The sequence below is a fragment of the Peribacillus psychrosaccharolyticus ATCC 23296 genome, from assembly GCF_000305495.1.
Taxonomy (GTDB): Bacteria; Bacillota; Bacilli; order Bacillales; family DSM-1321; genus Peribacillus; species Peribacillus psychrosaccharolyticus.
This window is the reverse complement of sequence record NZ_AJTN02000193.1, coordinates 42,528-69,527: the sequence shown is the minus strand read 5'-3', so window position 1 is coordinate 69,527 and position 27,000 is coordinate 42,528. Positions and strand designations below refer to the sequence as shown.

At 40.2% G+C, this 27,000-nt stretch carries 23 protein-coding genes and 1 pseudogene; 14 read left to right on the top strand and 10 right to left on the bottom strand.

The genetic code is table 11. The annotated features are described in order from the left end of the window. Positions 1-89: 89 nt before the first annotated feature. Complete coding sequence (pepT, locus tag WYK_RS11685) at positions 90-1,328, bottom strand: peptidase T (RefSeq protein ID WP_040374669.1); 1,239 nt, start codon at positions 1,326-1,328, stop codon at positions 90-92. Positions 1,329-1,486: 158 nt separating this feature from the next. Next, positions 1,487-2,116: a hypothetical protein gene (locus WYK_RS11680; protein WP_040374668.1), complete on the bottom strand. Its 630-nt coding sequence runs from the start codon at positions 2,114-2,116 to the stop codon at positions 1,487-1,489. A gap of 599 nt (positions 2,117-2,715) precedes the next feature. On the opposite strand from WYK_RS11680, the pseudogene WYK_RS26165 reads away from it, so the two are divergent. Continuing rightward, a pseudogene (locus WYK_RS26165) lies at positions 2,716-3,378 on the top strand (SEC-C metal-binding domain-containing protein); the annotation flags it as partial. 56 nt (positions 3,379-3,434) lie between these two features. Here WYK_RS26165 and WYK_RS11675 read toward each other — a convergent pair. Further along, entirely contained in the window at positions 3,435-4,907 is a 1,473-nt protein-coding gene (locus WYK_RS11675) for an alpha-amylase (protein ID WP_040374667.1), read from the bottom strand. A 374-nt stretch (positions 4,908-5,281) separates the two neighbouring features. Between WYK_RS11675 and WYK_RS11670 the strand changes: the two genes are divergently transcribed. Together WYK_RS11670 and WYK_RS11665 are read left to right on the top strand one after the other, a co-directional pair. Beyond that, a complete protein-coding gene (locus WYK_RS11670) occupies positions 5,282-5,974 on the top strand; it encodes a response regulator transcription factor (protein WP_040374666.1) in 693 nt (230 codons plus the stop codon). Further along, complete coding sequence (locus WYK_RS11665; RefSeq protein ID WP_040374665.1) at positions 5,952-8,159, top strand: sensor histidine kinase; 2,208 nt, start codon at positions 5,952-5,954, stop codon at positions 8,157-8,159. The genes WYK_RS11670 and WYK_RS11665 overlap by 23 nt, the downstream gene beginning before the upstream one ends. A gap of 362 nt (positions 8,160-8,521) precedes the next feature. Here the strand turns inward: WYK_RS11665 and WYK_RS25625 are convergent, their stop codons facing one another. The 4 genes from WYK_RS25625 to WYK_RS11650 all read right to left on the bottom strand — a co-directional run bounded on the left by WYK_RS25625 (position 8,522) and on the right by WYK_RS11650 (position 11,761). After that, positions 8,522-9,229: a CotH kinase family protein gene (locus WYK_RS25625; RefSeq protein ID WP_235782497.1), complete on the bottom strand. Its 708-nt coding sequence runs from the start codon at positions 9,227-9,229 to the stop codon at positions 8,522-8,524. A gap of 5 nt (positions 9,230-9,234) precedes the next feature. Then, a complete protein-coding gene (locus WYK_RS25620) occupies positions 9,235-10,284 on the bottom strand; it encodes a CotH kinase family protein (protein ID WP_235782492.1) in 1,050 nt (349 codons plus the stop codon). Positions 10,285-10,353: 69 nt separating this feature from the next. After that, entirely contained in the window at positions 10,354-11,049 is a 696-nt protein-coding gene (locus WYK_RS11655) for a DUF4956 domain-containing protein (protein WP_040374664.1), read from the bottom strand. A gap of 28 nt (positions 11,050-11,077) precedes the next feature. Then, on the bottom strand, positions 11,078-11,761 hold the full coding sequence (locus WYK_RS11650) for a polyphosphate polymerase domain-containing protein (RefSeq protein ID WP_040374663.1): 684 nt from the start codon (positions 11,759-11,761) through the stop codon (positions 11,078-11,080). Positions 11,762-11,926: 165 nt separating this feature from the next. Between WYK_RS11650 and WYK_RS11645 the strand changes: the two genes are divergently transcribed. Genes WYK_RS11645 through rbsB form a run of 6 tightly spaced genes read left to right on the top strand, consistent with a single transcriptional unit; the run spans position 11,927 to position 17,568 of the window. After that, the gene (locus WYK_RS11645) at positions 11,927-12,907 is read left to right on the top strand and encodes a LacI family DNA-binding transcriptional regulator (protein WP_040374735.1); all 981 of its coding nucleotides are present in this window, start codon (positions 11,927-11,929) and stop codon (positions 12,905-12,907) included. Positions 12,908-12,909: 2 nt separating this feature from the next. Further along, positions 12,910-13,791, top strand: a complete 882-nt coding sequence (gene rbsK, locus WYK_RS11640; protein ID WP_040374662.1) for a ribokinase — start codon at positions 12,910-12,912, stop codon at positions 13,789-13,791. Then, complete coding sequence (gene rbsD / locus WYK_RS11635) at positions 13,788-14,180, top strand: D-ribose pyranase (protein ID WP_040374661.1); 393 nt, start codon at positions 13,788-13,790, stop codon at positions 14,178-14,180. The genes rbsK and rbsD overlap by 4 nt, the downstream gene beginning before the upstream one ends. 18 nt (positions 14,181-14,198) lie before the next feature. Then, the gene (locus WYK_RS11630; protein ID WP_040374660.1) at positions 14,199-15,680 is read left to right on the top strand and encodes a sugar ABC transporter ATP-binding protein; all 1,482 of its coding nucleotides are present in this window, start codon (positions 14,199-14,201) and stop codon (positions 15,678-15,680) included. A 1-nt stretch (position 15,681) separates the two neighbouring features. After that, positions 15,682-16,638: an ABC transporter permease gene (locus tag WYK_RS11625; RefSeq protein ID WP_040374659.1), complete on the top strand. Its 957-nt coding sequence runs from the start codon at positions 15,682-15,684 to the stop codon at positions 16,636-16,638. 15 nt (positions 16,639-16,653) lie between these two features. Then, the gene (rbsB, locus tag WYK_RS11620; protein WP_040374658.1) at positions 16,654-17,568 is read left to right on the top strand and encodes a ribose ABC transporter substrate-binding protein RbsB; all 915 of its coding nucleotides are present in this window, start codon (positions 16,654-16,656) and stop codon (positions 17,566-17,568) included. Positions 17,569-17,641: 73 nt separating this feature from the next. Here rbsB and WYK_RS11615 read toward each other — a convergent pair whose 3' ends face one another. Together WYK_RS11615 and gdhA are read right to left on the bottom strand one after the other, a co-directional pair. Further along, positions 17,642-18,259, bottom strand: a complete 618-nt coding sequence (locus tag WYK_RS11615; protein ID WP_040374657.1) for an NAD(P)-dependent oxidoreductase — start codon at positions 18,257-18,259, stop codon at positions 17,642-17,644. Positions 18,260-18,404: 145 nt separating this feature from the next. Then, a complete protein-coding gene (gene gdhA, locus WYK_RS11610; RefSeq protein WP_040374656.1) occupies positions 18,405-19,787 on the bottom strand; it encodes an NADP-specific glutamate dehydrogenase in 1,383 nt (460 codons plus the stop codon). Between the two features lie 159 nt (positions 19,788-19,946). Between gdhA and WYK_RS11605 the strand changes: the two genes are divergently transcribed. Together WYK_RS11605 and WYK_RS11600 are read left to right on the top strand one after the other, a co-directional pair. Beyond that, positions 19,947-20,852 carry a LysR family transcriptional regulator gene (locus WYK_RS11605; protein ID WP_040374655.1) on the top strand — a complete coding sequence of 302 codons (906 nt, stop codon included), beginning with the start codon at positions 19,947-19,949 and terminating at the stop codon, positions 20,850-20,852. Between the two features lie 210 nt (positions 20,853-21,062). Further along, the gene (locus WYK_RS11600) at positions 21,063-22,082 is read left to right on the top strand and encodes a PTS transporter subunit IIC (protein ID WP_040374654.1); all 1,020 of its coding nucleotides are present in this window, start codon (positions 21,063-21,065) and stop codon (positions 22,080-22,082) included. A gap of 237 nt (positions 22,083-22,319) precedes the next feature. Here the strand turns inward: WYK_RS11600 and WYK_RS11595 are convergent, their stop codons facing one another. Beyond that, the gene (locus tag WYK_RS11595) at positions 22,320-23,258 is read right to left on the bottom strand and encodes a Gfo/Idh/MocA family protein (protein WP_040374653.1); all 939 of its coding nucleotides are present in this window, start codon (positions 23,256-23,258) and stop codon (positions 22,320-22,322) included. A 171-nt stretch (positions 23,259-23,429) separates the two neighbouring features. On the opposite strand from WYK_RS11595, the gene WYK_RS11590 reads away from it, so the two are divergent. The 3 genes from WYK_RS11590 to galE all read left to right on the top strand — a co-directional run bounded on the left by WYK_RS11590 (position 23,430) and on the right by galE (position 26,993). Further along, a complete protein-coding gene (locus tag WYK_RS11590; protein ID WP_040374652.1) occupies positions 23,430-24,629 on the top strand; it encodes a class I SAM-dependent rRNA methyltransferase in 1,200 nt (399 codons plus the stop codon). Positions 24,630-24,819: 190 nt separating this feature from the next. Then, complete coding sequence (locus tag WYK_RS11585) at positions 24,820-26,007, top strand: galactokinase (protein WP_040374651.1); 1,188 nt, start codon at positions 24,820-24,822, stop codon at positions 26,005-26,007. Next, complete coding sequence (gene galE / locus WYK_RS11580; RefSeq protein WP_040374650.1) at positions 26,004-26,993, top strand: UDP-glucose 4-epimerase GalE; 990 nt, start codon at positions 26,004-26,006, stop codon at positions 26,991-26,993. The genes WYK_RS11585 and galE overlap by 4 nt, the downstream gene beginning before the upstream one ends. The last annotated feature ends 7 nt before the right edge of the window (positions 26,994-27,000 follow it).

Below are 27,000 nucleotides of genomic sequence, written 5' to 3'. Positions count from 1 at the left end.
AAAAAGAAGATTGGAAACATACTCATTTTCACCTGAGTTTGTCTACAGTCTGACGTTGTCCCTCACATAGGGGGGCAGCTGCCTTTTGTTTATTTTTCTGCTTTTTCCTCAAATAATTTGACGACTTCAATAATCACATCTACTGCTTTAGCCATATGATCTACGGAGATAAACTCATATTTTCCGTGAAAATTTTCCCCGCCTGTAAAGATATTCGGTGTAGGCAGCCCCATATATGAAAGCTGTGAGCCGTCTGTTCCACCGCGGATGGGTTCAATAATTGGTTCAATGCCAAGGTTTTTCATCGCTTCAGCGGCTATCTCGACAATTTCCATCACCGGTTTAATTTTGTCCTTCATATTGTAATATTGATCCTTCATCTCCAAAATAACGCGGTCTGCTCCGTATTGTTCCTGGAATTCAGCCACCGTTTTTTCAATAAAATGTTTTCTTTCCGCAAACTGTTCTTTGTCAAAATCACGAATAATATAGTGCAGGACCGTTTCTTCCACATCACCAGTGATTCCAGATAGATGATAGAACCCTTCATAACCTTCAGTCGTTTCTGGAGCTTCTTCCACAGGCAGACGGTTGTTGAATTTCATCGCTATTTTTGCAGCATTAACCATTTTCCCTTTAGCAGTCCCAGGATGGATATTGGTTCCCTTAAAGGTTATTTTCAGTCCGGCAGCGTTGAAACTCTCATATTGAAGTTCACCCAGCGGCCCTCCATCGATCGTATAAGCATAGGCTGCGTGAAAAGCCTCAACATCGAACTTGTGAGGCCCTCTTCCAATTTCTTCGTCGGGTGTGAAGGCTACTCTAATTTGTCCATGTTTTATTTCAGGATGTTGTATTAAATAGTCCATGGCCGTCATAATTTCTGCAATGCCAGCTTTATTATCAGCTCCAAGTAAGGTAGTGCCATCCGTAGTGATCAGTGTTTGGTTCTGATAATCAGCAAGGTGTGGGAAATCAGTCGGAGAAAGAATAATGTTTAATTCACTGTTAAGGGTGATGTCTTTTCCATTATAATTCTCAACAATTTGAGCGTTAACGTTTTTTCCAGTGAAATCTGTTGCCGTATCGAGATGAGCTAAGAACCCAATCACCGGAACCTCCTTATCTGTATTGCTAGGAAGTGTAGCCATAACATAGCCGTTATCATCAATCTTTGCATCAACCAGTCCAATTGCCTGCAAGTCATTAACCAGCTTATTTCCGAGAATTAATTGTCCTGGAGAAGAGGGGCATGCAGAGTTCTCTTCATCTGATTGGGTATCAATTTTTACATAAGATATAAACCGTTCTACTAATTCGTTTTTCACTGTACTGTCATCTCCTTGAATAATATGCTTTGTTTAATTTTACCTTAAAGGAGAATGGCGATTGTGACAAGTTCTTCTTCTTTTTCTTCCAGAAAATTGTTACTTTGATTTTTCCAGAGTAAGCAAAAAAAGGGATGATCTCATCCCTTTTTTTGCAGCTAGATCAGTTCCTTACGAGTCAACTTAATCCTTTTATTGTATTGATCAATAAGAAATCCATTTGCGAGAATGAAAACTAAGGTGCCGATTCCAAGACCAATAAATTGATGAAAAACAATAGAGAAAATGATGCAGATGCTGAGTGGAATGCTCAAACAGATGATTGTACCAAGAGAGAAGCTTTTTGCCAGACGAGCAAAGGCTTGAAGAAGATAATCGAAGGGCAAAAGAACTCGGCTGATTTGAATGTAAATCGAGATTGCAGCAGCCACCCCATTCATCCCAATCAGCGTATATAGACCCCGAACCCAGATTTGGTCGGGCGTATAAAAGTAATGATGAATGTTAACAAACATATCAATTAAAAGACCAAAGAAAACGGCAAGGAGTAAACTTTTTATAATGAGTCGGATAGAAAACCGGCTGCCCATCAACGTTGTCAGCAACAGGGAAAATAACTGCAGAACAATCGTGCACAGTCCGATTGAAAGCGGGAGTACTGCAGCAAGATTTTGACTAGCTGCTGCCCAAGGCGCGGAGCCGAGATGAGCGACAATCATAAAGCTATTTCCTAGTGCATTAAGTGTTAATGATCCAAAAAACCAAAGTAATAGATACGTTTTTTTCAATTGAAAGCCAATCCCTTCTCCTATAAATCATACTACTTTTTTTGTAAAAGTTGAACCGATATGATTTCTACTTCGCGTAATGTACCTTTCTTTGTTAGTATGTGAATAATAGATGAAAAATAGAAGGAGTTGCGGCAGTGGGCTTTTTAGAAAAAATAGAACCATTTTTAGAAACAGATGATTTAACCTTACAAACATTTTTGGTAGAAACCCTGCAGGATTACCCTTTAGTTCCAGAAGAGTGGACCGTACGTCTGATAAAAGAAGCAGTCAGTTCGAAGGAAAAGGAAATCAATATCTTAACGAGGATATATAAGCATAGGCTTAATGAAGAGGCAGTAAGGTTATTAATTAAAGGGGCAAAGAGTGCTGATTCGAGAAATCGTCCTCTTTACTTAAACTTACTGTACTCGATTCGTCCGAAAGAAGCATTGAAATTCCGTCAAGAATTAACTCCATTTTTTGATAAGAAAAAATGGTCTTTCTATGAAACATTAGAAAATGGCGAAGAGGAAGAAGTTTGGGAACAATATGGGGAGCTGTTGGTTCAATTAGAAACCGAAGAGCGCTTTTCTCAAGAAATATTCGATCAAGCTAAAATGACGGTAGAGGTCCTTGTTGAAAAAGGCTGGATCGATGACATTGAAATCGCGGCCATTTTAAACCAGGATCTCAATGAAGAATATTTTTCTTTTGCAGGGATTCTGATTTTCCATGCGATCGGGATCATGAATCAGACAAAGTATATTCCTTTGCTTGCTAATTTACTGCTTCGTGACGAGGACTTGTTAGTCGAGGCAGTATCTGATACGTTGATTAAATTTCAAAGTAAAGAGGCCGTTCAAGCCATTGTACCTTATCTGGAGAATCCAGACTGTCTGGTTTTTGGTACGAGTATTCTTGGGAATTGTAAGATCCCAGAAGCAGAGGCAGAGCTGGTAAAGCTTCTTCCGATGATTGAACATGAGGATGATCAAGTACTAGTTGTTGAAGGAATCTGTTTTCAGCTTTCAGGAAAGCGGTACCCTGAAATGGATGCGTACTTAGCGGCTAGGGGCAGCAGTATGCTTGTCGACTTAAATATGCTTGCTTATGGCTATTATACGTTAATGGGCATCGAACATCCGAATCTTGAAGGCTGGAAGAAAAATGCGCTTGAAAGGCAAGACCAAAGCCTGCAAACTACAGTTGAAGAAATGGATAAGAAAAAGACAGGGAGAAATGATCCCTGCCCTTGCGGCAGCGGTAAAAAATATAAAAAAGTGTTGTGGAAAATAAGTAAAAAAAGCTGCCTTTTGGCAGCTTTTTACTTGTTTACTTACTCATCTTCTTTTTCAATCTCTGGGTTGGCCCAAACAGAGACACTTCCTCCATTAACAGGAAAGGTAGCCCAGCCATCTTCTTCAATCGTAATTCGTTCGTCCATTGTAGTGGTGAGATCCGTCCAGATTTCTCCGGCTCGTTCTTCTCCTACGTACATCCGCTTAATTCCAGGGTCTCCATTGGCAATCACGGTTGCACAGCCTGAATAAGGAATTTCGGGAATGCCCATTCTAACCCAGCCAATTGTATTTGGATGATCAAAGTAATCTTCCTGATCCCCGTATGCTTTGTGGTAGCGTGCAAACATAAGACGATCAATATCACCTTTTTTTCCATCGACGGGTACTGGTCCACCAATTCCATAATAATCTCCATAGAAGATACATGGATAACTGTCACGGCGTAATAAAATCAAGGCGTAGGCACTTGGTTTAAACCAGTCTTCGACCCAAGATTCCAGTGATTCATGAGGCTGAGAATCATGGTTATCTACAAAGGTAACCGCATTTGTAGGATGACTTTGTACCAGGGTATCGTTAAAAATGGTTGATAAATCAAAAGCGCCGCCTTCCTTACCGGCTTTGCAAAATTTATAATGAAGTGCAACGTCAAATAAATCAATCTTATAATTTGTTTTATCCAGGTATTCACGGCAGGCTTTAAGATCTGAATGCCAAAATTCGCCGATTAGGTAAAAGTTTTTATCTTTAATATAATCGACCAATTCATGGGAAAATTGGCTGATGAATTTCGTATTTATATGCTTAATCGCGTCGAGGCGAAAGCCATCACAATTTGTCGTTTCAACGAGCCACTTCGCCCAAGCAATCATCTCATCAATGACCACAGGATTATTATAATCTATGTTCGCAAACATGAGGTAGTCGTAATTACCAAACTCGTCATCTACATGTTCATTCCACGCACTGTCTCCACCAATTTTGAAAATACCCGTTTTACCTGTTTTTTGATCAAAATCCGTGCCGTTAAAGTGAGTTGAATTCCACGTAAAGGAAGAATACTTTCCGTCTCGTCCGGGAAAATCAAATTTCGTCCATCCTTCAATTTCAAAAGGCTCAGATATTTCTTCATTTCGGTTCATTGGATTAACTTCTACAACCTCGAAAGTTTCCGTTTCGTCTGCTCCAGCCTTATGATTCATGACAACATCAATATAGACGCACAGCTGATGTTCATGACAGGCTTCAATGGCATCAAATAGTTCTTGTTTCGTCCCGTATTTTGTACGAACAGTCCCCTTTTGATCAAATTCGCCGAGATCATAGCCGTCATAAATACCATAGCCGTTATCATCGCCTGACTGACCCTTGGTCACTGGAGGGACCCAAATGGAATCAATCCCAATCTTCTTTAGTTCGGGTGCTGCATCTTTTAAACGTTTCCAATGTTGACCATCCGCTGGTACGTGCCACTCGAAAAATTGCATGATTGTATGATTACGCTCCATACCCCTATCCACTCCGCTCTATTACCAATTATTAATTTTATTTACAGGTATTGTATGATTCATATATGTACCCGGTCATAAGAAAGGGTAAACGTTAGCTGCTTTTTGGAAAGAAGGCTTCTGCAAATAGGATGTTTTAGAAGGTAATTAAACTGTACGTACATGTGCAAAATGAAAGGTATATGAAAACAGTCTCTTTTTTGAAAGAGCTTAGTTCATACATTCGGTATCTAGGCTGGATATCCTTTAATTCTTTTCAGATAGAATCTTAAGAAATTCTTAAGAAATATACTGAGTAAAAGTTAAGATTTACTACTTACAATGTAAATATGAGCGGAACCATTCTGCTATATTGGAGAAAAGGAGGTCTGGAAATGGACAACTTTTGTATATTAGTCGTCGATGATGAAAAAGAGATCCGTGATGCAATCGAAATTTATTTATCTTATGAAGGGATTAAGGTTATTCAAGCACAAGACGGGATAGAAGCTCTAGAAAAATTACAAGAGCATACGATTCACTTAATCTTACTCGATATTATGATGCCCCGAATGGACGGGATTGCAGCAACTTTTAAAATACGTGAACAAAAAAATATACCGATTATTCTTCTTAGTGCAAAGAGTGAAGATACAGATAAAATCCTAGGTCTTCAAGTCGGTGCAGATGATTATGTGACAAAGCCGTTTAATCCTTTAGAACTAATGGCTAGAGTAAAGTCACAGCTTAGAAGATATGTTTCCCTTGGTACATATGAAGGCACGGCAAAAGTTATTGATTTAAACGGATTGACGCTTGATCGAGAAACGAAGGAAGTTAAGGTTATCGGAGAGCCAGTGAAATTGACGCCTATTGAATATAAAATGACTGAGTTACTAATGTCATATCCTGGAAGAGTATTCTCTATTTCCGAAATTTATGAACGTGTGTGGAAGGAACCAGGGTATAACGCCGAAAATACTGTGGCCGTACATATCCGTAAGATACGTGAAAAAATCGAAATCGATCCGAAAAATCCAAGATATTTGAAGGTGGTATGGGGAATTGGATACAAAATGGAAAAGTAGACTGCATTTTGTTTTAGCTTTATTGTTCGTTACGTTAGGGCTCACCGGAGTTATGTCAGGACTGAGCAGAGGGAATGAGTATATAGGTCAAAATTTTTTTGATACGGAGCAGTTCAAGTCTGAAAATAGTAAGTACTTGGAACAGCTAAATCTATTTGAACTGGGTATTACGCCTAAAAATATGAAAGAAAAGATTACAGTGACAGAAGAAGAAATCGAAGAATACCGCTTCAGATATGGAGATTTACCTGAACAAATAGATTCCATTAAGACTCAGTATGAGGGTCAAATTTCAGAAGCAGAGGCAGTGAAAAATAAAGAGCTTATAGAGATGTACGAAGCGGAACGCGACAAAAAAATAAATGACATTATGGCCAATTTCCAAAGTGATAAAGTAGTTGAAGAAAAGATTAGTAAAGTGAAAGAAAAAGAAGTAGATGCTTATTTTCAAGAAATGACGAAGAATCGTAAGGAATTCCTCGAATTTGATAAAGCATATACCTATTATTTAGAAGACATGACTACAGGGGAAGTGTATACAAATTTAAACTTGGATAGTGAAGATGATGTCTCTCAATATATAAATAAAAAAGATATGCTCTATCTTCGTTCTATTCCGATGGATGAAGATGAACGCTCTTATTTCTCTTCATATAGTGATTATACAGATACAGAGGTTGATACAGCAGGGATTATAGAATCTTTTGCCGATCGGGAGTTAAAGGGGCAGGTGGGTATTTCAAAAGATGCTCCTAAATCAAGTCCAATTATGAAGGAATATAAAACATATAAGACCACTCAAAAACTGGCGTATAGTTATCTAATTGCCAGCCTGTTAGCCCTACTGCTTGGTGCATTTATGATTCGTAAATCAGGTGTATGGAAAACCATTGAGATAAGCAGGTCTACCCCTGTCTTTTATTCCAAGATCCCCATTGATGTACGGGCAGGCGTTTTACTCGTTACGATCCTTATATTAGGCGATTATATTACAGATAATATGTATCAAATATCCTATTCATCATTTTACTATTTTGTAAGAGAGTTCATACACCAAACATTTTGGACCGTCCTATTTCTTGTATTGACGCTCATTCAGGGAAGTTGGTTCATTAATACGCTTAAAAACAAAGAAAATATCGAGGAAGAATGGAAAGAATCGTTAATCTATAAAGCAAAAGATGTATTTCTGGTAAGAAGAACCGGTGTTCAGATGGTCATTCTGCTTGGTATCACGTTTGCTACAGGGATTGGGATTTCAGTTGTCTTTATGGAAAATGAAGCTGTAATAGTCTTCATCCCCTTATTTTTATTCGTTACTGTACCAGCTGTTATCTATCTTTTGATACAGATTGGGAAGTTCAATCGGATTGTCCGGTATACAGATGAATTAGTAAACGGACATTATGCATCTGATCTCCCAGCTAAGGGCAACTCTACCCTATCAAAGCTTGCTCGGAACATAAATAGCTTGAAAACAGGTGTGAAAACTTCACAACAGGAACAGGCTAAAAGCGAGAGACTAAAGACTGAATTGATTACGAATGTTAGTCATGATTTGCGGACGCCATTAACGTCAATTATTACTTATACAGAATTGCTGAAGAATCCAAATCTCAGTGAAGAGGAACGTACGGGCTATCTTCAAATAATTGATCGAAAATCAAAACGGTTAAAGGTTTTAATTGATGATTTGTTTGAAGCATCTAAAATGGCCAGCGGCAGTATCGAATTAGTTAAAGATCGTGCAGACATTGTTCAGCTGCTGCAGCAATCCCTAGCTGAACGGGATGAAGCCATTAAGCAGTCGTCACTACAGTTCCGCGTTTCAATGCCTGATAAATGTGTTGCATTTGTTGACGGTCAAAAGTTATGGCGGGTGTTTGATAATCTCATAGGAAATATCTTAAACTACTCACTGGAGAATACCAGAGTCTATATATCTGTTACAGCTGAACGAGATCGAGTAGTCATTACGTTTAAAAATGTTACCAAGTATGAGCTTGGAGATAATACAGATGAAATGTTTGAGCGCTTCAAACGAGGGGATACCTCTCGCCATACAGAAGGATCTGGGCTAGGACTTGCCATTGCCAAATCCATTGTTGACCTTCATGGGGGAACCCTTGATATTGATGTAGACGGAGACTTATTTAAGGCTGTCGTGATGCTTGATTTAAACTAAATAAGGAGGAGAGCTGGGAGGGAAGTATTTCTCTTCCGGTTTTTTGTATTAGGAGAGAAATTGAAGTGAAAAAAAGCTGTTAAAGCTCGACAGCCAAGGGTGTTGAAAGGACCTGCGCAGGAGATAAATCCAGCTAAAGAAAAGATACAGTATGGCTGTTTTTACCATTTTAACCTCTGTATTGTGCAAAATGGAGGAAAAGGTGTGCAAAACAGACGAATTTCTGTGCAGAACCGAGTAATTTCTGTGCATTTCTGGCTAATTATTGTGCAGAAGGATCTAGAGAAAGCCGGTGATAAAGTTGTCACAAAAAAAGCTGTCGAAGATTTCTCGACAGCCTGGAATTATAGCTATTTATTGCTTTACGATCGTCTTCGTTTAAAGAAAGAAGCAAAGACAATGGCTCCAATTAGCAGAGCAAGCGATATCCCAATCATGATAAATGTTTCTTTAGAGTAGCTGCTTCCAGCTGCTCCTGATTGAGCATTAGGTCCTCCGTCCATACCTGGAGGCTGCATGCCGCCGCCCATATCAGGCGGACCATTCTGTCCACCGCCCATATTAGGCGGTCCGCCAGCGCCGGGACCTGCTCCGTCCTGACCAGCAGGCGGTTGCATTCCCTTATCCTGGGCCTCCCCAGTAGTAACGTCAGGCGGCTGCATTTGACCTTGTTCCTGTCCGCCGCCCATATCAGAACTTGTTTCAGCTTCGACGACTAATTCTCCGGATAATTGCGCTAAAATGGACTCAGCACGCTGTGTGGAGAATTCTATGATACTCTCATCACCAGTTGTCGCTTTAAGATATTCCTCCATGGTATAAAACTTAGTAGGATCTTTCTCTACGTATGGTGTAATCATTGAGGTGATTTCACTAACTTTTTCTGTTATGGTTTCCTCAGAGAAGAATCCAGTTGCCATTTTTTTTAGATATTTGTTGAATGTCTCTCTATTTTCATCATCTTCTAGTAGAGCATTCAGCAGAGGACGTTCTTCAAGGGTAGCCCCTGAAACAGGGGTGGTAATGCTAAAGTTTATAGCACTATCGTTTATGAAGCTCGACGAACCCATACCCATCATGCCGCCTTCTTTTCCACCGCCAGGCATTTGGGCTTTTTTAGCTTCTCCTGCTTCTGTGGTTTCCTTTGCTTGTGTATCCTCGGCAGATGTATCTTTGGCTTTGCCGCCCATACCTCCACCCATAGCTCCATACCGCCAAATGCCATATTGTAATCCCAAGGAAGCATGGAAAAGAGACCATCTTCTTCGTAGAGATAATAATTATGCTTTTTATCACCTTGATAGTGATCAAGATTGACTAGCGCTGTATTGGCGGCAAAATAACGGAGCATCTCATCAACATCTACTACATCTTCCAATTTTCCGCCATTATTAATGGTATCAAGCATGTTGATCATCGAAGATTGCTTAGATGTTTTCGTATTTGTTTTCAAATTTAAGCCGGTATAATCAGCAATATCGTCGCTGATCCATTTTAAATCGCTTCCTGTTCCATCCGGTTTGTATAAGTCACCGTTCCCAGTAGTGAAATTCTGTGATAGAAAGCTTTCATCAAGAGTTTCCACACCTAAGTAAAGTCCCTGTTCTTCTCCATTAATGGTGACATACATATACGAGTGTGATGGAGTAGGTACGCCCATATCTTCCATTAGATCGTAGGAAAGGTATTCCCGCATCATGGAAGCATCACTGAAATTATTATTTAAGGCTAGTTTCTGTAAGCCATCCAGCGTTTGTTCACTGCGATAATAGTCAAAATCAATCTTCCAGCTGTAGCGGTCAGAATCCTCCATCGCGGCTACGGAACTTAAAGATAACATTCCTTTTGTACGAAAGCCAACGTGGCTGACTGTTTTGCCGTTGATGGTAACATCAGCGTCGACAACTTCCTCATCTGTGGGGCTTTCTAGTATCGATGCCAAGTTTTTATCACTTAATTCAATATCAACCTTCGTCACTTTGCTCTGATCAAAGACGGTTGATTTGTATGTCTTAGCCATGCTCTCAGGCTGTTCGACTTGAAAAGTCGGCACAATGAAAAGGACAGCAATAAAGACTACCAGCAGGAGTGTGATGGCCCCGATGACGTATCGGTTCTTTATCATGCTAGAACTCCTTTCTGTTATAAAATAGGCGGGCAGGTGAATCAAACCATGCCCGCACTTACTAGGAAATTATGCTGTGAAGTTGCCGTCGTAACTTAACATAACAGCAGATCTTACACTATTAATTTCTTTAATTAGGTTGATGAATTCTGTATCATTTTCTTTGAGTCGAATCTCATAAGTTACTTCTAAATTATTATCAGGCATAATCGATTTCGATTTAATCGTATGCTTTTTTGATTGTTTAGAAAGGACCTCGTCCAACATGGATTCAATAGAAGAATCTGTGTACTTTACAATTAAAAGATACGGATTTTCAATCGTCAATCGGTTGCTGAAGAACAACATCACGATTCCTATTAAAATCGCACCGATAATAGCAAGCGGGATGAGGCCGGCTCCGCAAAGGATACCAGAGCCAATCGCCCAAAAGAGATAAACAAGATCCATTGGGTCTTTAATGGGTGTTCTAAAACGAACGATAGAAAGGGCACCTACCATACCAAGAGAAATGACAATATTAGTAGAGATCCCCATGATGACAAGTGCAGTAATCATAGACATGATAATTAATGAAATATTGAAATTGTGGGAATACATAACACCGGCGAACGTTTTCTTATAAATCACATAGATAAACATGCCGAGTGCGAAAGCAACCACTAAGCCAATCAATGAATCAACAATCGAGAACGATGCGGTGTTATCCAAAAAGCTTGATTTGAAAATATCAGTAAAGTTTGTAGTGTTAGTTTGCGTATCCAATGGTTAACCTCCGTTAAATAGATTTTACTTATCCGTACCTTCTGCTTAAAAGGTATTTAGAGTAAGCTGTTTTGCGTGTATTTACTACTTGAAGCAGTGACTTAATAATATCTGGCAGGAATTCATCGAACTTCACTTCGAGAATAACATCGTTTGGATCAAGCGCTTCAACCATCACCAGATCTGGGTTAAGGAAATCCGTGTTACGATAGCTTGTCCGAACATTGCTGTCAAACGTGACACGGACATTACCATGCGGATAGATAAATACTTCCCGTTCATAATCTACTACCGTTGTTGGCTTAAGTTGATATAGGTTCATATTGATGTATAATTCACGAATTAAGTCTCGCGAATCCACTGCCATCCAATCAAGTTCCCCTATGCGGATTTGTTCATATTCAGCAGCAGTGATTTTACACTTTTGTTTGTATGTCAAATTGTCCCGCTTACTTTTTTTCTCCAAATTAATAAAGTCGGTATTATAGTCATACAACCTGGCCCTGAATTTATCACGGTGATAATAGCCTTCCGTTTTCTGATTCATGATCCGGTTATCAAAATTATCGAAATAGACACTGCGAATTAAGTATTTTCCATTATTACCATGGGGATCAAGCGTCATAAAATGCTGAAGATTATTTCTTATCAGATAGCAGTCAGCCTTGGTAATACCATGCTTTAACTCGCGCCTTCCTTTTAAGCCTTTCATTATTTCTGACCTCCTATCGTGTTGGAATGACTTCATAATAATGAAGGATTCTTAAGATAACCTTAAGAATCCTTTCGAGATAAGAATTAATGGTTGTAAAAACGGAAAATGCATGATAAAGTGTATTTGTGGAAACGGTTACATAAAGGAAGAGAGTTGAGGGAATTGGTCACAATCAGGGATGTGGCAAAAGAAGCGGGAGTTTCTGTTGCTACTGTATCAAGAGTCATTAATGGAAGTGGATATGCGCATATAGATACGAAGAAGGCAGTAGACCTTGCGGTTAGTAAGCTTCAGTATAAACCGAACGAAGTCGCCCGCTCTCTTTATAAGCGCAAGTCTAAATTAATTGGTCTAATCCTTCCTGATATCACCAATCCCTTTTTTCCTGAATTATCTCGAGGGGTTGAAGATTATCTTCAGCGGAGAGGTTACCGTTTAATCATTGGTAATAGCGACGGAAAACAGGAAAAAGAACGAGAATATATTAACACATTCTCTCAAAATAACATCATTGGTATCATTGCTTCGACAAGTGAGTATAATGATCGGAATTACAAGGATCTAAATATGCCAGTTGTCCTGTTAGACCGGACTACAGAGGATCTTCCAGCCGTTTATGCTGACCAACATGCCGGGGGGGAACTTGCTGCCGCTGCATTAATGGAGAGAGGCAGTAAAGAGATTGTCATTGTAAGAGGACCTATTACAATCAAGCCAGTTCGGGAACGCTATCAATCTGCTTTAGAGCTGCTTCAAAACACAGAAGGTGTAAACGTTCAGGTTCTTGATTCAACATTATCCTTTCAGGGAGCAAAGAGCTGTGCAAAGGAATTGTTTGATAAATATCCGAAGACAGATGGAGTGATAGCGTGTAATGATATTGTAGCTTCAGCTATTCTTCAAGAAGGACTGAGGTTAGGAAGACTAATTCCTGAAGATCTGCAAATTATTGGCTATGATGATATTCCGATGTGTGCCCTGTTATATCCTGCCCTATCTACAATCAGACAGCCAGCATATGAAATGGGAGAAGTTGCAGCAGAATCATTAATTAAAATGATAAATAAGGAACCTCTTACCGAACAACATATAAAATTAGACGTTGCTTTTATTGATAGACAAACAACACGAAAGGGGATGTAAACATGGTAAAGATAGCCGTTGTGGGCAGCTCATCAATGGATTTAGTTGTCACATCCGAAAAAAGACCAGCAGCTGGAGAAACGGTATTAGGTGAAGGGTTTAGCACTGTCCCAGGCGGAAAAGGAGCAAATCAAGCAGTAGCAGCTGCGCGTCTTGGTGCGGAGGTTACCATGATTGGCAGAGTTGGCGATGATGTTTACGGGTCAACGATTCTAAAAAATTTAAACGTAAATGGGGTTGATACAAGCTATGTGGAACCCGTTCCAGATATTGCTTCAGGTACTGCCCATATCACGCTTGCAGAAGGGGATAATAGTATCATTGTGGTGAAAGGCGCCAATGATTGGATTACTCCTGATTATGTCCAAAAGGCAAGTGCAGTCATTAAAGATGCGGATATCGTGATGATTCAGCAAGAAATTCCTGTTGAAACGGTAGAATATACGGCACGCTTATGTAAAGAGCTGGGGATAAACTTATTATTAAATCCTGCACCAGCTAGATTACTAAGTGAAGAAGTCATTGAAAATGCGACTTATCTGACACCAAACGAACATGAATGTTCCGTTTTGTTTGCTGGGATTAATAGAACAGAAGTATTAAAGAAATACCCAAATAAGCTTTTCATCACTGAGGGTGAAAAAGGGGTTCGTTATTTTGATGGAATGATTGAAAAAGTGATTCCTAGTTTCTTAGTGAAAGCAGTAGACACAACCGGAGCAGGAGATACCTTTAATGGAGCTTTTGCAGTTGCTGTGGCCGAAGGAAAGAGTTATGAAGAAAGTCTAAAGTTTGCCAACAAGGCAGCAGCGATTTCTGTGACAAAGTTTGGTGCACAAGGCGGTATGCCAACAAGAGCTGAGGTTGAAGGGAGTCTAACATGAAACGATACGGAATTTTAAATAGTTCAATTGCCAAGGTCCTAAGTGATCTTGGTCATACAGATTATATTGTAATTGGCGATGCTGGACTGCCTGTCCCGGAAGGCGTACCAAAAATCGATTTAGCGTTAACCGCAGGAACGCCTTCTTTCCAGATGGTTGTAAGCGCTGTCTTAAATGACATGGTTGTTGAAAAGGTAATCGCAGCCGAAGAGATTGTAGGAAATAATAAAACTCAGCATGAATTTATCGAACAACTAGCCGAAGAAAAGGTCGAATATGTGTCTCATGAAGCGTTTAAGGAACTAACAAAACGGGCGAAGGTCATCATTCGAACCGGGGAAATAACACCTTACTCAAATTGTATTTTGCAATCCGGGGTATTCTTTTAAGGAACAGGGGTGAACAACATGAAAATTGAAATGCACAATATTTATAAAGCATTTGGTCCAAATGAGGTATTGAAAGGTGTTGATTTTAATCTTGAACCTAATGAAATTCACGCGCTTATGGGTGAGAATGGGGCAGGAAAATCAACGTTAATGAATATTTTAACGGGTCTTCATAAACAGGATCAGGGTAGTATCGTCATCAACGGCCAGGAAACGCTGTTCAAAGATTCACTTGATGCGGAGCAATGCGGCCTTGCATTCATTCGTCAGGAATTAAACATCTGGCCTGAAATGACTGTACTTGAAAACCTTTTCCTTGGCAGAGAATTGGTAAACCGCTATGGGGTTTTAAAAACGAAAGAAATGAAAACGCGTGCAGCTGAGGTATTTTCGAAACTTGATATTTCCCTTCCTTTCGATAAAGAAGCGGGTCTCTGCTCGGTTGGAGAGCAGCAAATGATTGAAATCGCCAAGGCGCTTATGACGGATGCAGAAGTTATTATTATGGACGAGCCCACTGCAGCATTAACGGATCGTGAAATAGAAAAGTTGTTTAAAGTGATGAAGGACCTTACAAGGAAAGGTGTTTCCTTAGTTTATATTTCTCATAGAATGGAAGAAATTTTTGCCATCTGTGATCGAATTACGGTGATGCGTGATGGGATAACGGTCGATACGAAAGCAATCAAAGATACGAACTTTGATCAAGTAGTTAAGAAAATGGTTGGCAGGGATTTAGAAGATCGTTTCCCGCAGCGAGAGGCGAGTTTAGGGGGAAATGTGTTAGAAGTGGTTGGTCTGACTAGCGGCGGATTGTTCAAAGATATTCATTTTACGGTGCGTAGTGGAGAAATTCTTGGTGTTTCAGGTTTAATGGGTGCCGGCCGAACAGAAATTATGCGTGCTTTATTTGGAATGGATACTGTGGACAGCGGTGAAGTCAGAGTTGATGGAAAGAAAGTTTCGATTAATAATCCTGCCGAAGCTGTTTCAGCTGGCTTTGCCTTTATAACAGAAAATCGGAAAGAAGAAGGATTAATTCTTGATTTTTCAATTCGTGATAATATAGGGCTGGCCAATTTGGAGAGTTTTGCTCCAAAAGGGTTAGTTAAGGTAAATGATGAAAAAAAATTCGTCGAAATGATGGTCAAAAGACTGAATGTGAAAACTGTATCGACGGAAACCATCGTAGGCCAGTTATCAGGCGGCAATCAACAAAAAATTGTTATAGCAAAATGGATAGGTACATCTCCGAAAGTTTTAATTATGGACGAGCCCACCCGCGGGATCGATGTAGGGGCTAAACGGGAAATCTATGAATTGATGAATGAACTTACCAACCGAGGAATGGCCATCATAATGGTCTCTTCTGAACTTCCCGAAATCATCGGAATGAGTGATCGGGTGCTAGTCGTTCATGAAGGAAAGATAACAGGAGAATTGATGAAGCAGGAAGCGACACAAGAAAAAATAATGGCTTTAGCAACAGGAGGTAACTAGGATGAATAGTCAGGTAAAACTAATGAAAAACAACACATCGGTATGGCAGAAGTTTGGTCCATTGTTCGCTCTAATTTTATTATTTGCAATTATTACTGTGTTGAATCCATCGTTTCTAACTCCATTAAATATTATGAATTTATTGCGGCAAATATCTATTAATGCACTGATTGCATTTGGTATGACCTTCATCATTCTGACGGGCGGAATAGATTTATCTGTCGGATCAATACTCGCATTATCCAGCGCTTTGATGGCTGGAATGATGGTTTCAGGAATGGATCCGATATTAGCCATCATAGTCGGGGTTCTTTTAGGGACAATAATGGGTGTTATTAATGGGCTGTTGATTACAAAAGGAAAAATGGCTCCTTTTATTGCGACATTAGCTTCCATGACAATCTTCCGCGGGCTGACGCTTGTGTATACAGAAGGTAAACCGATTACGGGCCTTGGTGATTCTTTAGGATTCCAACTGCTGGGCAGAGGCTATTTCTTCGGTATTCCGGTACCTGCTGTGACAATGATTCTTGCCTTCTTTATGCTATGGTTCTTGCTTCATAAAACAGCGTTTGGCAGAAAGACATATGCAATTGGAGGAAACGAAAAGGCATCTAGAATCTCTGGGATTAAAGTCGATCGAGTTAAGATCATGATTTATGGATTGGCAGGAACAGCGGCTGCTTTAGCCGGAGCCATTCTAACTTCCCGACTCAATTCAGCGCAGCCAACAGCTGGTCAATCATATGAAATGGACGCTATAGCGGCTGTCGTTCTTGGAGGTACTAGTCTTTCTGGTGGTAAAGGGAGAATGTTTGGGACATTAATTGGGGTCTTGATTATTGGAACCCTGAACAATGGGTTGAATTTACTAGGGGTTTCTTCTTTCTATCAGCAAGTGGTGAAAGGGATCGTTATTATTGTGGCAGTATTATTAGACCGAAAAAAATCTGCATAATAGAGAGGTGTAAGTATGAAAAAAATAGGAGTCTTTTTCATCGTACTTTCTTTAATGGTACTTTCAGCTTGTTCGATGGAATCAGGATTAATTAAAGAACAACCAAAAAAGGAATCATTACAAGACGTTAAAATCGGCGTGAGTATCTCTACCTTAAACAACCCATTTTTCGTATCTGTAAAAGACGGGATTGTAAAGGAAGCGAAGAAAAAAGGGATAGAAACTGTAGTCGTTGACGCACAAGACGATACATCAAAACAAATAAGCGGCATTGAAGATTTAATCTTAAAAGGGGTCGATGTACTCGTTGTTAACCCTACAGATTCAGCAGCCATTTCCTCAAGTGTTCTCTCTGCTAATGAAGCGGGAATACCGGTCATTACGATTGACCGTTCAGCAGAGGATGGAGAGGTGGCTACCTTTATTGCTTCCGATAACGTAAGTGGAGGAGAAATGGCTGGAACGTATATCGTTGAACAGCTGGGCGAAAAAGCAAACGTAGTTGAACTAGAAGGTGTATCAGGTGCATCGGCAACTCGTGAACGAGGAAAAGGCTTCCATAACATTGCTGACAAGCAGTTGAATGTGGTAACAAGTCAAACAGCTGAATTCGACAGAACAAAAGGATTAACGGTTATGGAAAATATTCTTCAAGGGAACAAAGATGTTGAAGCTGTCTTTGCTCATAACGATGAAATGGCTTTGGGCGCTATTGAAGCGATTCAAGCAGCGGGAAAGGATATCCTTGTACTTGGATTTGATGGGACAAAGGATGCCTTAGATGCAGTGAAAGAAGGCAAATTAGATGGTACGATCGCACAGCAGCCAGCCTTAATTGGTGAAGAAGCAGTGAATGCAGCTGTGAAGATTCTAAAGGGGGATCAAGTTGAAGAAAATATCTCCGTGCCATTGAAGTTACAAACTAACTAAAGTCTTATGGGATTATACAGAATTAAAACCAGCCGCAATGATTATCATTGCGGCCTTTTGAGTTTAGTCAAAATTAATAGCAAATGGCTACAGATTGCTTACTATACTTCTGATCCTCAAGACTGCGAAGCAGGAAGTGCGCAACATCTGCCCGGCTGATTGCTCGTCCATTCTTGGGAACACCCTTGAAATCCTCACGGTATGAACCAATTAAAGGACCATCATTTAAACTCATAGGGCGGGCTATCGTCCAGTCAAGCTGGTTAGCTTTAATAGCATCAACGGCCGTACGGTGATCAGCAAGAACCTTTCCTAGCAGCTTCATAACTAGCTTCCCTGAAACACCTGGGATTTCTTTGTCAATACCAGCAGAAGCAAGATAGACAATACGCGATACGTTTTTTTCTTTCATAGCATGTACAATATTCGTACCCATTTCTCCAAGCACAGTGGACTTCATTAAACCAGTATTCGAACCAAGGCAGGAGATGACTGCATCCTGTCCTTCCATTGCGTTGCTTACAGCAGTTCTGTCTAAGGCATCGCCCTCTATTACATGAAGCAAGGGATGTGATGTTTTCATCTTTTGTGGGTTTCGGACAAAAGCCGTAATTTCAAGCCCAGCTTCTAGTGCCTGCTGTAAGACGAGCTCGCCTGTCTTCCCTGTTGCGCCAAATAGAATCACTTTCATACGTGTAACCTCCTTTATACGTTCTCTTATATGTTTAGTTTATCATCATTATCTCCATTTCCTCAAAAGAATCATAAATAAGGTTTGAAGGGACTGAGCGCAACAAAAAAACTCAACGACTCAACGAAATTTTTTTAGGTGAAACTTAGATAATACCTTGTACGATCATAGCATCGGCTACTTTAATGAAGCCTGCAATGTTAGCACCTGCTAAGAGGTTGCCCGAACAGCCGTATTCATCAGCCGCATTTACACTTTCGCGATAAATGTTAATCATAATTTGATGTAGTTTTTCATCCACTTCTTCAAACGTCCAAGAAATTCTAGCGCTGTTTTGTGCCATTTCAAGTGCAGATACAGCTACACCGCCTGCGTTAGCCGCTTTGGCTGGGGCAAATAGAATTTGGTTGGCTGCATAAACGGAAATGGCTTCAAGTGTAGAAGGCATATTAGCTCCTTCACCTACTGCAATGACACCGTTTGAAACAAGAATTCCAGCTGAAACCTTGTCAATTTCATTCTGAGTAGCACATGGAAGTGCAATATCGCAAGGTACCGTCCAAATAGTTTTACAGTCCTCATAGTATTCGGCTTCAGGGTGATCAATAATGTAGTCAGAAATTCTTTTTCTTTCCACTTCTTTCAACTTTTTAACGGTCTTAAGGTCAATCCCATTTGGATCATAAATATAGCCGTTAGAATCACTACAAGCAACCACTTTTGCACCATACTGAGCTGCTTTTTCCATTGCATATATAGATACATTACCAGACCCGGATACCACAACTGTGCTGCCTTTAAAGCTTAATCCTTTATCTTTAAGCATTTCTTCTACGAAATAAACCGTACCGTAACCGGTTGCCTCTGTTCTAGCAAGGCTTCCGCCGTATCCAAGCCCTTTGCCTGTGAGTACACCAGCTTCATAACCTCCGCGCAGTCGTTTGTATTGTCCGAATAAGTAACCAATCTCACGAGCGCCTACACCGATATCGCCAGCGGGAATATCCAAATCTGGTCCAATGTATCGGCTAAGCTCTGTCATGAAGCTTTGTGTAAACCTCATAACTTCTGCATCAGATTTCCCTTTCGGATCAAAATCAGAACCGCCCTTACCGCCGCCAATTGGCTGACCTGTCAACGAATTTTTAAAAATTTGTTCGAACCCGAGAAATTTAATGATGCTTGCGTTTACGGAAGGATGAAAACGCAAGCCGCCTTTATACGGTCCAATTGCACTGCTGAACTGTACGCGGAATCCGCGGTTTACGTGAACAGTCCCTTGATCATCAACCCATGGAACTCGGAATGTAATGAGGCGTTCAGGCTCTGAAATTCGTTCAAGGATTCCATTTTTCATATAATGCGGATTCTTGGCAAATACTGGAATCAAGGAGTCGAATATCTCCTTAACAGCTTGAAGAAATTCAGTTTCATTTGGATTTCGTTTTACTACCGTATCATATACATTGCTTACGTATGTACTAGCTGTCTTTAATTCATCTGGTGCAATCTTTACGACGGTTGTCATTAAACAGGCTCCTTTATAAACAAATTTAAAAATCACTATATGGTTATTGAACGTTCCATATACTTGCTATTTATCTAGTTTATAATTTAAAATCTATCTAAACAATCTGAATATTAGATAGTAATCATGCTTTATTAAGATGGAAGAAGGTAAACGTTATTGGAGCTAAGACAGATTAAGTATTTTATTGAAGTTGCAAAGCGTGAACATATGACAGAAGCTTCGACGTCTCTTCATGTCGCACAATCTGCAGTAAGCCGGCAAATCTTCAACCTAGAAGCTGAACTGGGCGTTTCTTTGTTCTTTCGAGAAGGGCGTAGTATCAGACTAACGCCTATTGGCAGCACATTTCTTGCGTTTATGGAGCAAGCTATTAACGTGATTGACCAAGGGGTACGTGAAGTGCAGGAAAGCCTTGATCCTGAAAAGGGGACTATTCGAGTTGGTTATCCGAGCAGTCTGGCATCCTATATGCTGCCAACCGTTATTTCAGCTTTTCGAAAGCAATATCCAGATGTGAAATTCAAACTTTTACAAGGCTCTTATCATGAATTAATTGAGGAAGTCATAAAAGGGGAAGTCGACATTGCTTTAGTAGCCCCGGTGCCTCGGGGGTTAAAGAAAATAAAAGGGGAAGTTTTATTCCTAGATAATATTGTGGCGCTCCTCTCAACTGATCATCCGCTTGCAGATCGTTCAGCAATCGCACTTAGTGACTTAAAAGAAGATTCCTTTATTCTATTTCCGGAAGGATTTATTATGAGAGATATGGTGGTGGATGCTTGCCAAGAAGCAGGGTTTACGCCTTTAACTTCATTTGAAGGACAAGATATTGATGCCATAAAGGGGTTGGTATCCGCGGGACTTGGGGTAACGCTTATTCCTGAAATCACCTTAATTGATAGTCTGCCTCGATCAACGGTAAGAGTGCCTTTAACAGGGCCGGAAGTCTCTCGGAATGTGGGAGTAATTATTCCAAAAGAACGAGAGTTAATGCCGACAGAACGAATCTTTTATCAATTTTTAAGGAACTTTTTTGTGAAATTAAATGGCTTTACGAATTAAATTACATCTTATACAGCGATAATACATTATTAAATTGAATACTAGTTGCTAGCTATTTATTATCTTATAAATAGCTTTTTATTTTGGTAATATAAAAACATCTATTGTTTTCAGAATATTTGTGCTAGTATAATGTTATTTCGCATCAAGCACCATATAGTTATTCGATTTAATATCTTTCTTAAAATACCAGCATCTAGGAGTGAAAACATGAAGAAGAGTGAATATGTCATCGATCGGATGTATAAGGCCTCTGGGGGAATTGCGAATGCGGTTCTTGTCACATTAGGAATCGGCCTGTTATTTGAATCATTTGGGAAGTATTTTGGGTGGGAAACGTTTCTTCTCATTGGGGGGACAGCAAAAGTATTACTTGCACCGGCAATAGGAGTAGGAATTGCCTACCAATTGGGAGGCAACTCATTAGTCATTTTCAGCTCCATGGTTTGTGCATCAGTCGGCGGAGCTGCTATTAGTATAAATGAAGGTGCAATGTCGATTGTTACCGGGCAGCCGCTTAGTGCCGCAGCGGCCGCTGTCATTGCCACATATATAGGTAAACGCTTGGTAGGGAAAACAAAGTTGGATATGATGGCTGTTCCGATGGCTGCTATCTTAGTTGGAGGTGTGGCAGGAGCAGGCTTAGCTGCGGTTATAACACCTCTATTAAATTCAGTCAGCGCCCAAATTACTTTGGCAGTTCAAGGATACCCGCTTGTCGGGTCAATGGTGATCGCACTTGTTTGGAGCATCCTGCTGATGACGCCAGCGTCCTCAGCAGCGCTCGCTATTGCCCTGCAGCTCGATCCGGTTTCAAGTGCCGCAGCTTTAATAGGCTGTACGGTTCAGTTTGTCGGGTTTACAGCTATGTCGCGTAAGGAGAATGATTTAGGTGGATTTCTGGCTCAAGCAATCGTCACACCTAAGGTTCAATTCCCCAATTTAATTAAGAACCCGCGCTTAGTAATTCCGCCTTTTGTAGCAGCGATAGTTTGTGCACCGATTGCCACGCTGGTTTTTGACCTTCAGGTGCCATATGAATTGGGCGGCATGGGATTAAGTTCCCTCATTGCGCCAATCAGCATTCTGACAAACCAAGGTCTGAACGTCTTTTTGATTTATGTCGCTATTGGTATGGTCCTGCCGATTATTATTACTCTGGTCCTGCATCAGGCTTTAAAAACATTTGGCTGGACAAAAACAGGTGATTTACATATGAAAGTCCAATAATATAGAAGAAACGCCCTGTCTCGCAGGGCGTTTTATTTGGAAAATATGAAGATGAATGACGTCTTTCCGCAGGGAACAAAGCGATATCAGTCTACGGGACCATTTTATCGGTCTAACTCCATCCCGTCTACCTTCTTATCATCTCTGCTAGAGAAGTTAGTTAGTTCGAGATGAGTGACGCATTTTCGACAACCCAGAAGAAATGCCCTGCCATACAGGGCGTTTCTTTTGTATAGACTAACTCCGTAATTGTTCGAGTACCCTTTGGGCCTCAAGACCAGCAGAAAAGGTAACGAGATCTGCGTCCTCACCTTCAATTGCTTTTACGAGTTCATCTACAAGTGAAAGGGAAAGACGTTGATCTGCTTCAATAGGCATAATCTGCTCACCGGTTTTTCCGCCTTCTATCTTCGACCAATCGAGGAGAGAAAGGGTACCTTCTGTTCCATACGCAGTAAAAGCAATTTTTTCACTTCCGGCGGTATGTGCTATCCCATCCAGTAAGATAGGAATACTATTATCGAAATTTAATAAAGCTAGAATGGCATCTTCACTTGCTTCTGGATTATTAGGATATTGAATGGACTTATTGATCACGTTAACCGGACCAAAAATCTGTTGTATTTGTTGAATGAAGTGAATGCCCACTTCGAGTGTAAATCCTCCCTGTTCACGGCTGCCTACCCAAGCATTTTGCTGCCATAGTCTCGGCCAGTTTGGAAAATGCATCTTCAGCTCGACACGACGAAGCTCTCCAATGTAATTTGTTTGTATCAGCTGCGAAAACATTCTGCTTTCAGCTTGATAATGTAACGGGAAATTCATAGCGTGGACAATGGAAGCAGATTGAGCAGATTCATGCAGGCTGACTGCTTCTTCTAAAGAATTCGCAAGTGGCTTTTCACAGAGAATATGTATGTTTTTCTCAATAACAGCTGAGGCAACATGATGATGGTATTTTGGTGGAACAGCAACGTAAATTAAATCAAACTGCATCTGTTCGAGCATCTCTTCGTGATTGGTGAATGCCCGTACATTGTAAGTTGCTGCCGTTTTGTCAGCGAGCTCTTCAAGGTGATCACAAACAGCTGTAATCTTGATTTTTGGATGGTTGTTAAATGCATGAATAATCCGTTGTCCAATTGCGCCTAATCCAATAATGCCGGTTCTAATCATTATTTCTCCACCTTTATGTGCTTAATGAATTAATTATAATATGATTCTGATAATTTTGATAATGAAAACAGGATTTATTAACGACGAACTTTGCGAAACGTATAGGAAAATGAGATGATAGGAATAGCTAGGTTAATGACTATATAGAACCTGGCGAGAAGGATGAGTAGAATGAAAAAAGAAATCGATGTGAAAATAAAAGGTAAATTAACAAAAAAATATCATGATGGCTATCCATTGATTGTGAAAGAGGCAATCGTTAACGTAGATGATTTACAAGAAGAAAGCACAATCGTTCGTCTTGTGGATGATAAAGGTGCATTCATCGCCCGCGGCTATTTCGGTAAACAGAATAAGGGCTATGGCTGGGTATTATCGCATAATGAAAAAGAAGAAATTGATCAAGCATTTTTCACTAAAAAAATGGCGTCGGCATGTGCCTATCGTCAACCTTTTTTTGAGGATGACGAAACCACGGCTTTCCGTTTATTTAACGGAGAAGGAGATGGAATTGGCGGCTTTACCATTGATTACTTTGCCGGACATTATGTAATCAATTGGTATAGTGAAGGTATTTATGCATTTAAGAACTATATTATTGAAGCGCTGCAGCAAGTGGCTGAAGTAAAATCCATTTATGAGAAAAAACGCTTCGATACGAAAGGTCAGTATCTTGATGACAATGATTTTGTGTGGGGAGAGGAACCAGAGTTTCCGTTAATGGTTAAAGAAAATGGCGTTCAATTTGCTATCTATTTGAATGACGGTGCCATGGTAGGGGTCTTCCTTGATCAGCGTGAGGTACGCAAAACGATTCGTGAGCGCTATGCAGCAGATAAACAAGTCCTAAATACGTTTTCTTATACAGGAGCCTTTTCAGTGTTTGCAGCACTTGGTGGTGCGGCTAAGACGACAAGTGTCGATCTAGCTAACCGCAGTCTTCCAAAAACGATTGAACAGCTAAGTATAAACGGAATTGATCATGAAGCGCATAGTATCGTTGTAATGGATGTGTTTAAATACTTTAAATATGCTGTTAAGAAAAACCTTAAATTTGATTTGGTCATCCTTGACCCGCCAAGCTTTGCGAAGTCCAAGAAGTTTATCTTTAGCGCCGCAAAGGATTACAAAGATCTAATTAAGGAAACCATTGCGATTACTGAAGATAACGGCGTAATTGTCGCTTCTACGAATAGCAGCGGTTTTGATATGAAGAAGTTCAAAGGTTTTATTGCGACGGCCTTTAAGGAAACGGGCGGAACTTATCAAATTCTTGAAACCTATACATTGCCGCAAGATTTTAAAACAATTCCTGAATACCGTGAAGGAAACTACTTAAAGGTAGTATTTATTAAAAAAATCTCAGGCTGATTTTTTACCCTCATTAAAGACGTGAACAGCAAAATACTTTTTGCTGATCATGTCTTTTTTTGTTTAGTAAAACATTACTTAAATTTTACTAAAATTATTGACTAGTTTATTAACTGTATTATACTAATAATGAAGGCGCTTTCTAAAGAGGAAAGTAAGTGTGCGGTAAATGATTATTAGGAGGGAACTTATGAACAGTAAGGGATTAGTTGAAAAGTTTAAAGAAATATTTGGACATGATCAGCATAGGTTATTTTTTGCACCAGGACGGATTAACTTGATTGGTGAACATACGGATTATAACGGCGGATATGTTTTTCCTTGTGCAATTACCAAAGGGACATACGCGCTAGCTGCAAAGCGGAAGGATACTAAAATCAGAATGTACTCGCTGAATTTTGAAGAAGCGGGAGTCATTGATTTCGACATCGAGGAATTGGATTTTAATAATCGGCATCAATGGGCGAACTATCCTAAGGGAATCATTCGGTATTTAAAAGCAGCCGGATATGAAATCGAACACGGACTTGATGTGCTTTACTTTGGCACTATTCCGAATGGAGCTGGATTATCATCGTCTGCATCTATTGAAATGGTTACCGGAGTTTTGCTTGAAAAACTTTTTTCGCATTCAATCGATCGAATTGAACTAGTGAAACTCGGTCAGCGGGTCGAAAATGAGTTTATCGGGGTTAATAGCGGCATTATGGATCAATTTGCAGTTGGGATGGGTAAAAAGAACGCAGCTGTTTTGTTAAACTGTGAGACACTCGACTATGAATATGCGCCGATTGAATTGGTTGACCACGGCATTTTAATCATGAATACCAATAAAAGACGAGAGTTGGCTGAATCCAAATATAATGAGCGGAGAAGGGAATGTGAGGCAGCGCTTGAAGAACTTCGGAAATCGATAAACGTTAATGAGTTATGCTCTTTGAGTATAGATCAGTTTGAACAATACAAAGACACGATTAAAGATGAGGTTATTCGGAAAAGAGCTCGTCATGCAGTCTATGAAAACAGCAGGACGCTGCAGGCGATGTCCGCTTTAAATCAAGGAAACTTACCTGAGTTTGGAAGATTGATGGACGAATCGCATACTTCACTGAAAGAGGATTATGAGGTTACAGGAAAAGAGTTAGACCTCCTTGTGGCTGCGGCGCAGAAACAAGATGGGGTTTTAGGGGCAAGGATGACGGGGGCAGGCTTTGGAGGCTGTGCCATTGCCCTTGTAGAGAAAAGCAAAATTCCAGAGATCATTGAATCTGTTGGAAAGGTATATAGCGAAGGAATGGGCTATCACGCTTCTTTTTATGAGGTTAATGTTGGGGACGGCGCAAAAGAACTACTAGAATTGGATGAGGTGATTGTATGAGTATTGTCGTTTTTGGTGGAGCGGGATATATTGGCTCGCATGCTGTTTATCAATTAATTGATCAAGGTTTCAAAGTGGTTGTGATTGATAATTTACAGACGGGTCACAAACAAGCGATTCATCCTGAAGCAGTTTTCTATCAAGGTGATATCCGTAATCGTGATTTTCTTCGGTCTGTTTTTCAAAGTGAATCCATTGAAGCAGCCATGCATTTTGCGGCAAATTCTTTAGTTGGGGAGTCGGTGGAGCAGCCACTTGCCTATTACGATAACAATGTATTCGGTACACAGGTTATTCTTGAAATTTTAGCCGAATTTAATGTGAAGAAAATTGTATTTTCGTCAACGGCTGCAACCTATGGAGAGCCAGAGCAAGTTCCAATAACAGAGGACATGAAAACTGCGCCAACGAGCCCTTACGGGGAAACAAAACTGGCAATGGAAAAAATGATGAAATGGGCGGAAAAAGCTAATGGGATTAACTATGTAGCTCTACGGTACTTTAACGTAGCAGGTGCACGATCAACCGGTGAAATTGGTGAAGATCATGACCCCGAGAGTCATCTAATTCCTCTTGTTTTACAGACTGCTCAGGGCAAGCGGGACAAAATCATTATTTTTGGAGATGATTACAATACACCCGACGGTACATGTATTAGGGACTATGTTCATGTTGAGGACTTAATTGATGCGCATATTCGAGCCCTGCGTTATTTGCAAAACGGTGGTGAAAGTAACATCATTAACCTCGGCAGCAGCAAAGGTTTCTCGGTTAAAGAAATCATCAAGTCAAGCGAACAGGTGACTGGTCTGCCGATTAAAGTAGAATTGGGTTCACGTCGGGCTGGTGATCCAAGTATATTAATTGCTTCATCAGAACGAGCAAGGGATATTCTAGGCTGGAACCCTAAAAAGCCATCTATCCAGGAAATCATTCAAGATGCCTGGAACTGGCATCAGCATCATTATGATGGGTATGAAAGCTGAGGTGTAG

Excerpts from the sequence above, each read along its gene's own strand:
- WYK_RS11600 (WP_040374654.1), top strand. The coding sequence starts at position 21,063 with ATGAAGAAGAGTGAATATGTCATCGATCGGATGTATAAGGCCTCTGGG.
- rbsD (WP_040374661.1), top strand. The coding sequence starts at position 13,788 with ATGAAACGATACGGAATTTTAAATAGTTCAATTGCCAAGGTCCTAAGT.
- rbsB (WP_040374658.1), top strand. The coding sequence starts at position 16,654 with ATGAAAAAAATAGGAGTCTTTTTCATCGTACTTTCTTTAATGGTACTT.
- WYK_RS11670 (WP_040374666.1), top strand. The coding sequence starts at position 5,282 with ATGGACAACTTTTGTATATTAGTCGTCGATGATGAAAAAGAGATCCGT.
- WYK_RS25625 (WP_235782497.1), bottom strand. The coding sequence starts at position 9,229 with ATGGGTTCGTCGAGCTTCATAAACGATAGTGCTATAAACTTTAGCATT.
- gdhA (WP_040374656.1), bottom strand. The coding sequence starts at position 19,787 with ATGACAACCGTCGTAAAGATTGCACCAGATGAATTAAAGACAGCTAGT.
- WYK_RS11675 (WP_040374667.1), bottom strand. The coding sequence starts at position 4,907 with ATGGAGCGTAATCATACAATCATGCAATTTTTCGAGTGGCACGTACCA.
- rbsK (WP_040374662.1), top strand. The coding sequence starts at position 12,910 with ATGGTAAAGATAGCCGTTGTGGGCAGCTCATCAATGGATTTAGTTGTC.
- WYK_RS11615 (WP_040374657.1), bottom strand. The coding sequence starts at position 18,259 with ATGAAAGTGATTCTATTTGGCGCAACAGGGAAGACAGGCGAGCTCGTC.
- WYK_RS11595 (WP_040374653.1), bottom strand. The coding sequence starts at position 23,258 with ATGATTAGAACCGGCATTATTGGATTAGGCGCAATTGGACAACGGATT.
- WYK_RS11590 (WP_040374652.1), top strand. The coding sequence starts at position 23,430 with ATGAAAAAAGAAATCGATGTGAAAATAAAAGGTAAATTAACAAAAAAA.
- WYK_RS11650 (WP_040374663.1), bottom strand. The coding sequence starts at position 11,761 with ATGAAAGGCTTAAAAGGAAGGCGCGAGTTAAAGCATGGTATTACCAAG.
- galE (WP_040374650.1), top strand. The coding sequence starts at position 26,004 with ATGAGTATTGTCGTTTTTGGTGGAGCGGGATATATTGGCTCGCATGCT.
- WYK_RS25620 (WP_235782492.1), bottom strand. The coding sequence starts at position 10,284 with ATGATAAAGAACCGATACGTCATCGGGGCCATCACACTCCTGCTGGTA.
- WYK_RS11585 (WP_040374651.1), top strand. The coding sequence starts at position 24,820 with ATGAACAGTAAGGGATTAGTTGAAAAGTTTAAAGAAATATTTGGACAT.
- WYK_RS11625 (WP_040374659.1), top strand. The coding sequence starts at position 15,682 with ATGAATAGTCAGGTAAAACTAATGAAAAACAACACATCGGTATGGCAG.
- WYK_RS11630 (WP_040374660.1), top strand. The coding sequence starts at position 14,199 with ATGAAAATTGAAATGCACAATATTTATAAAGCATTTGGTCCAAATGAG.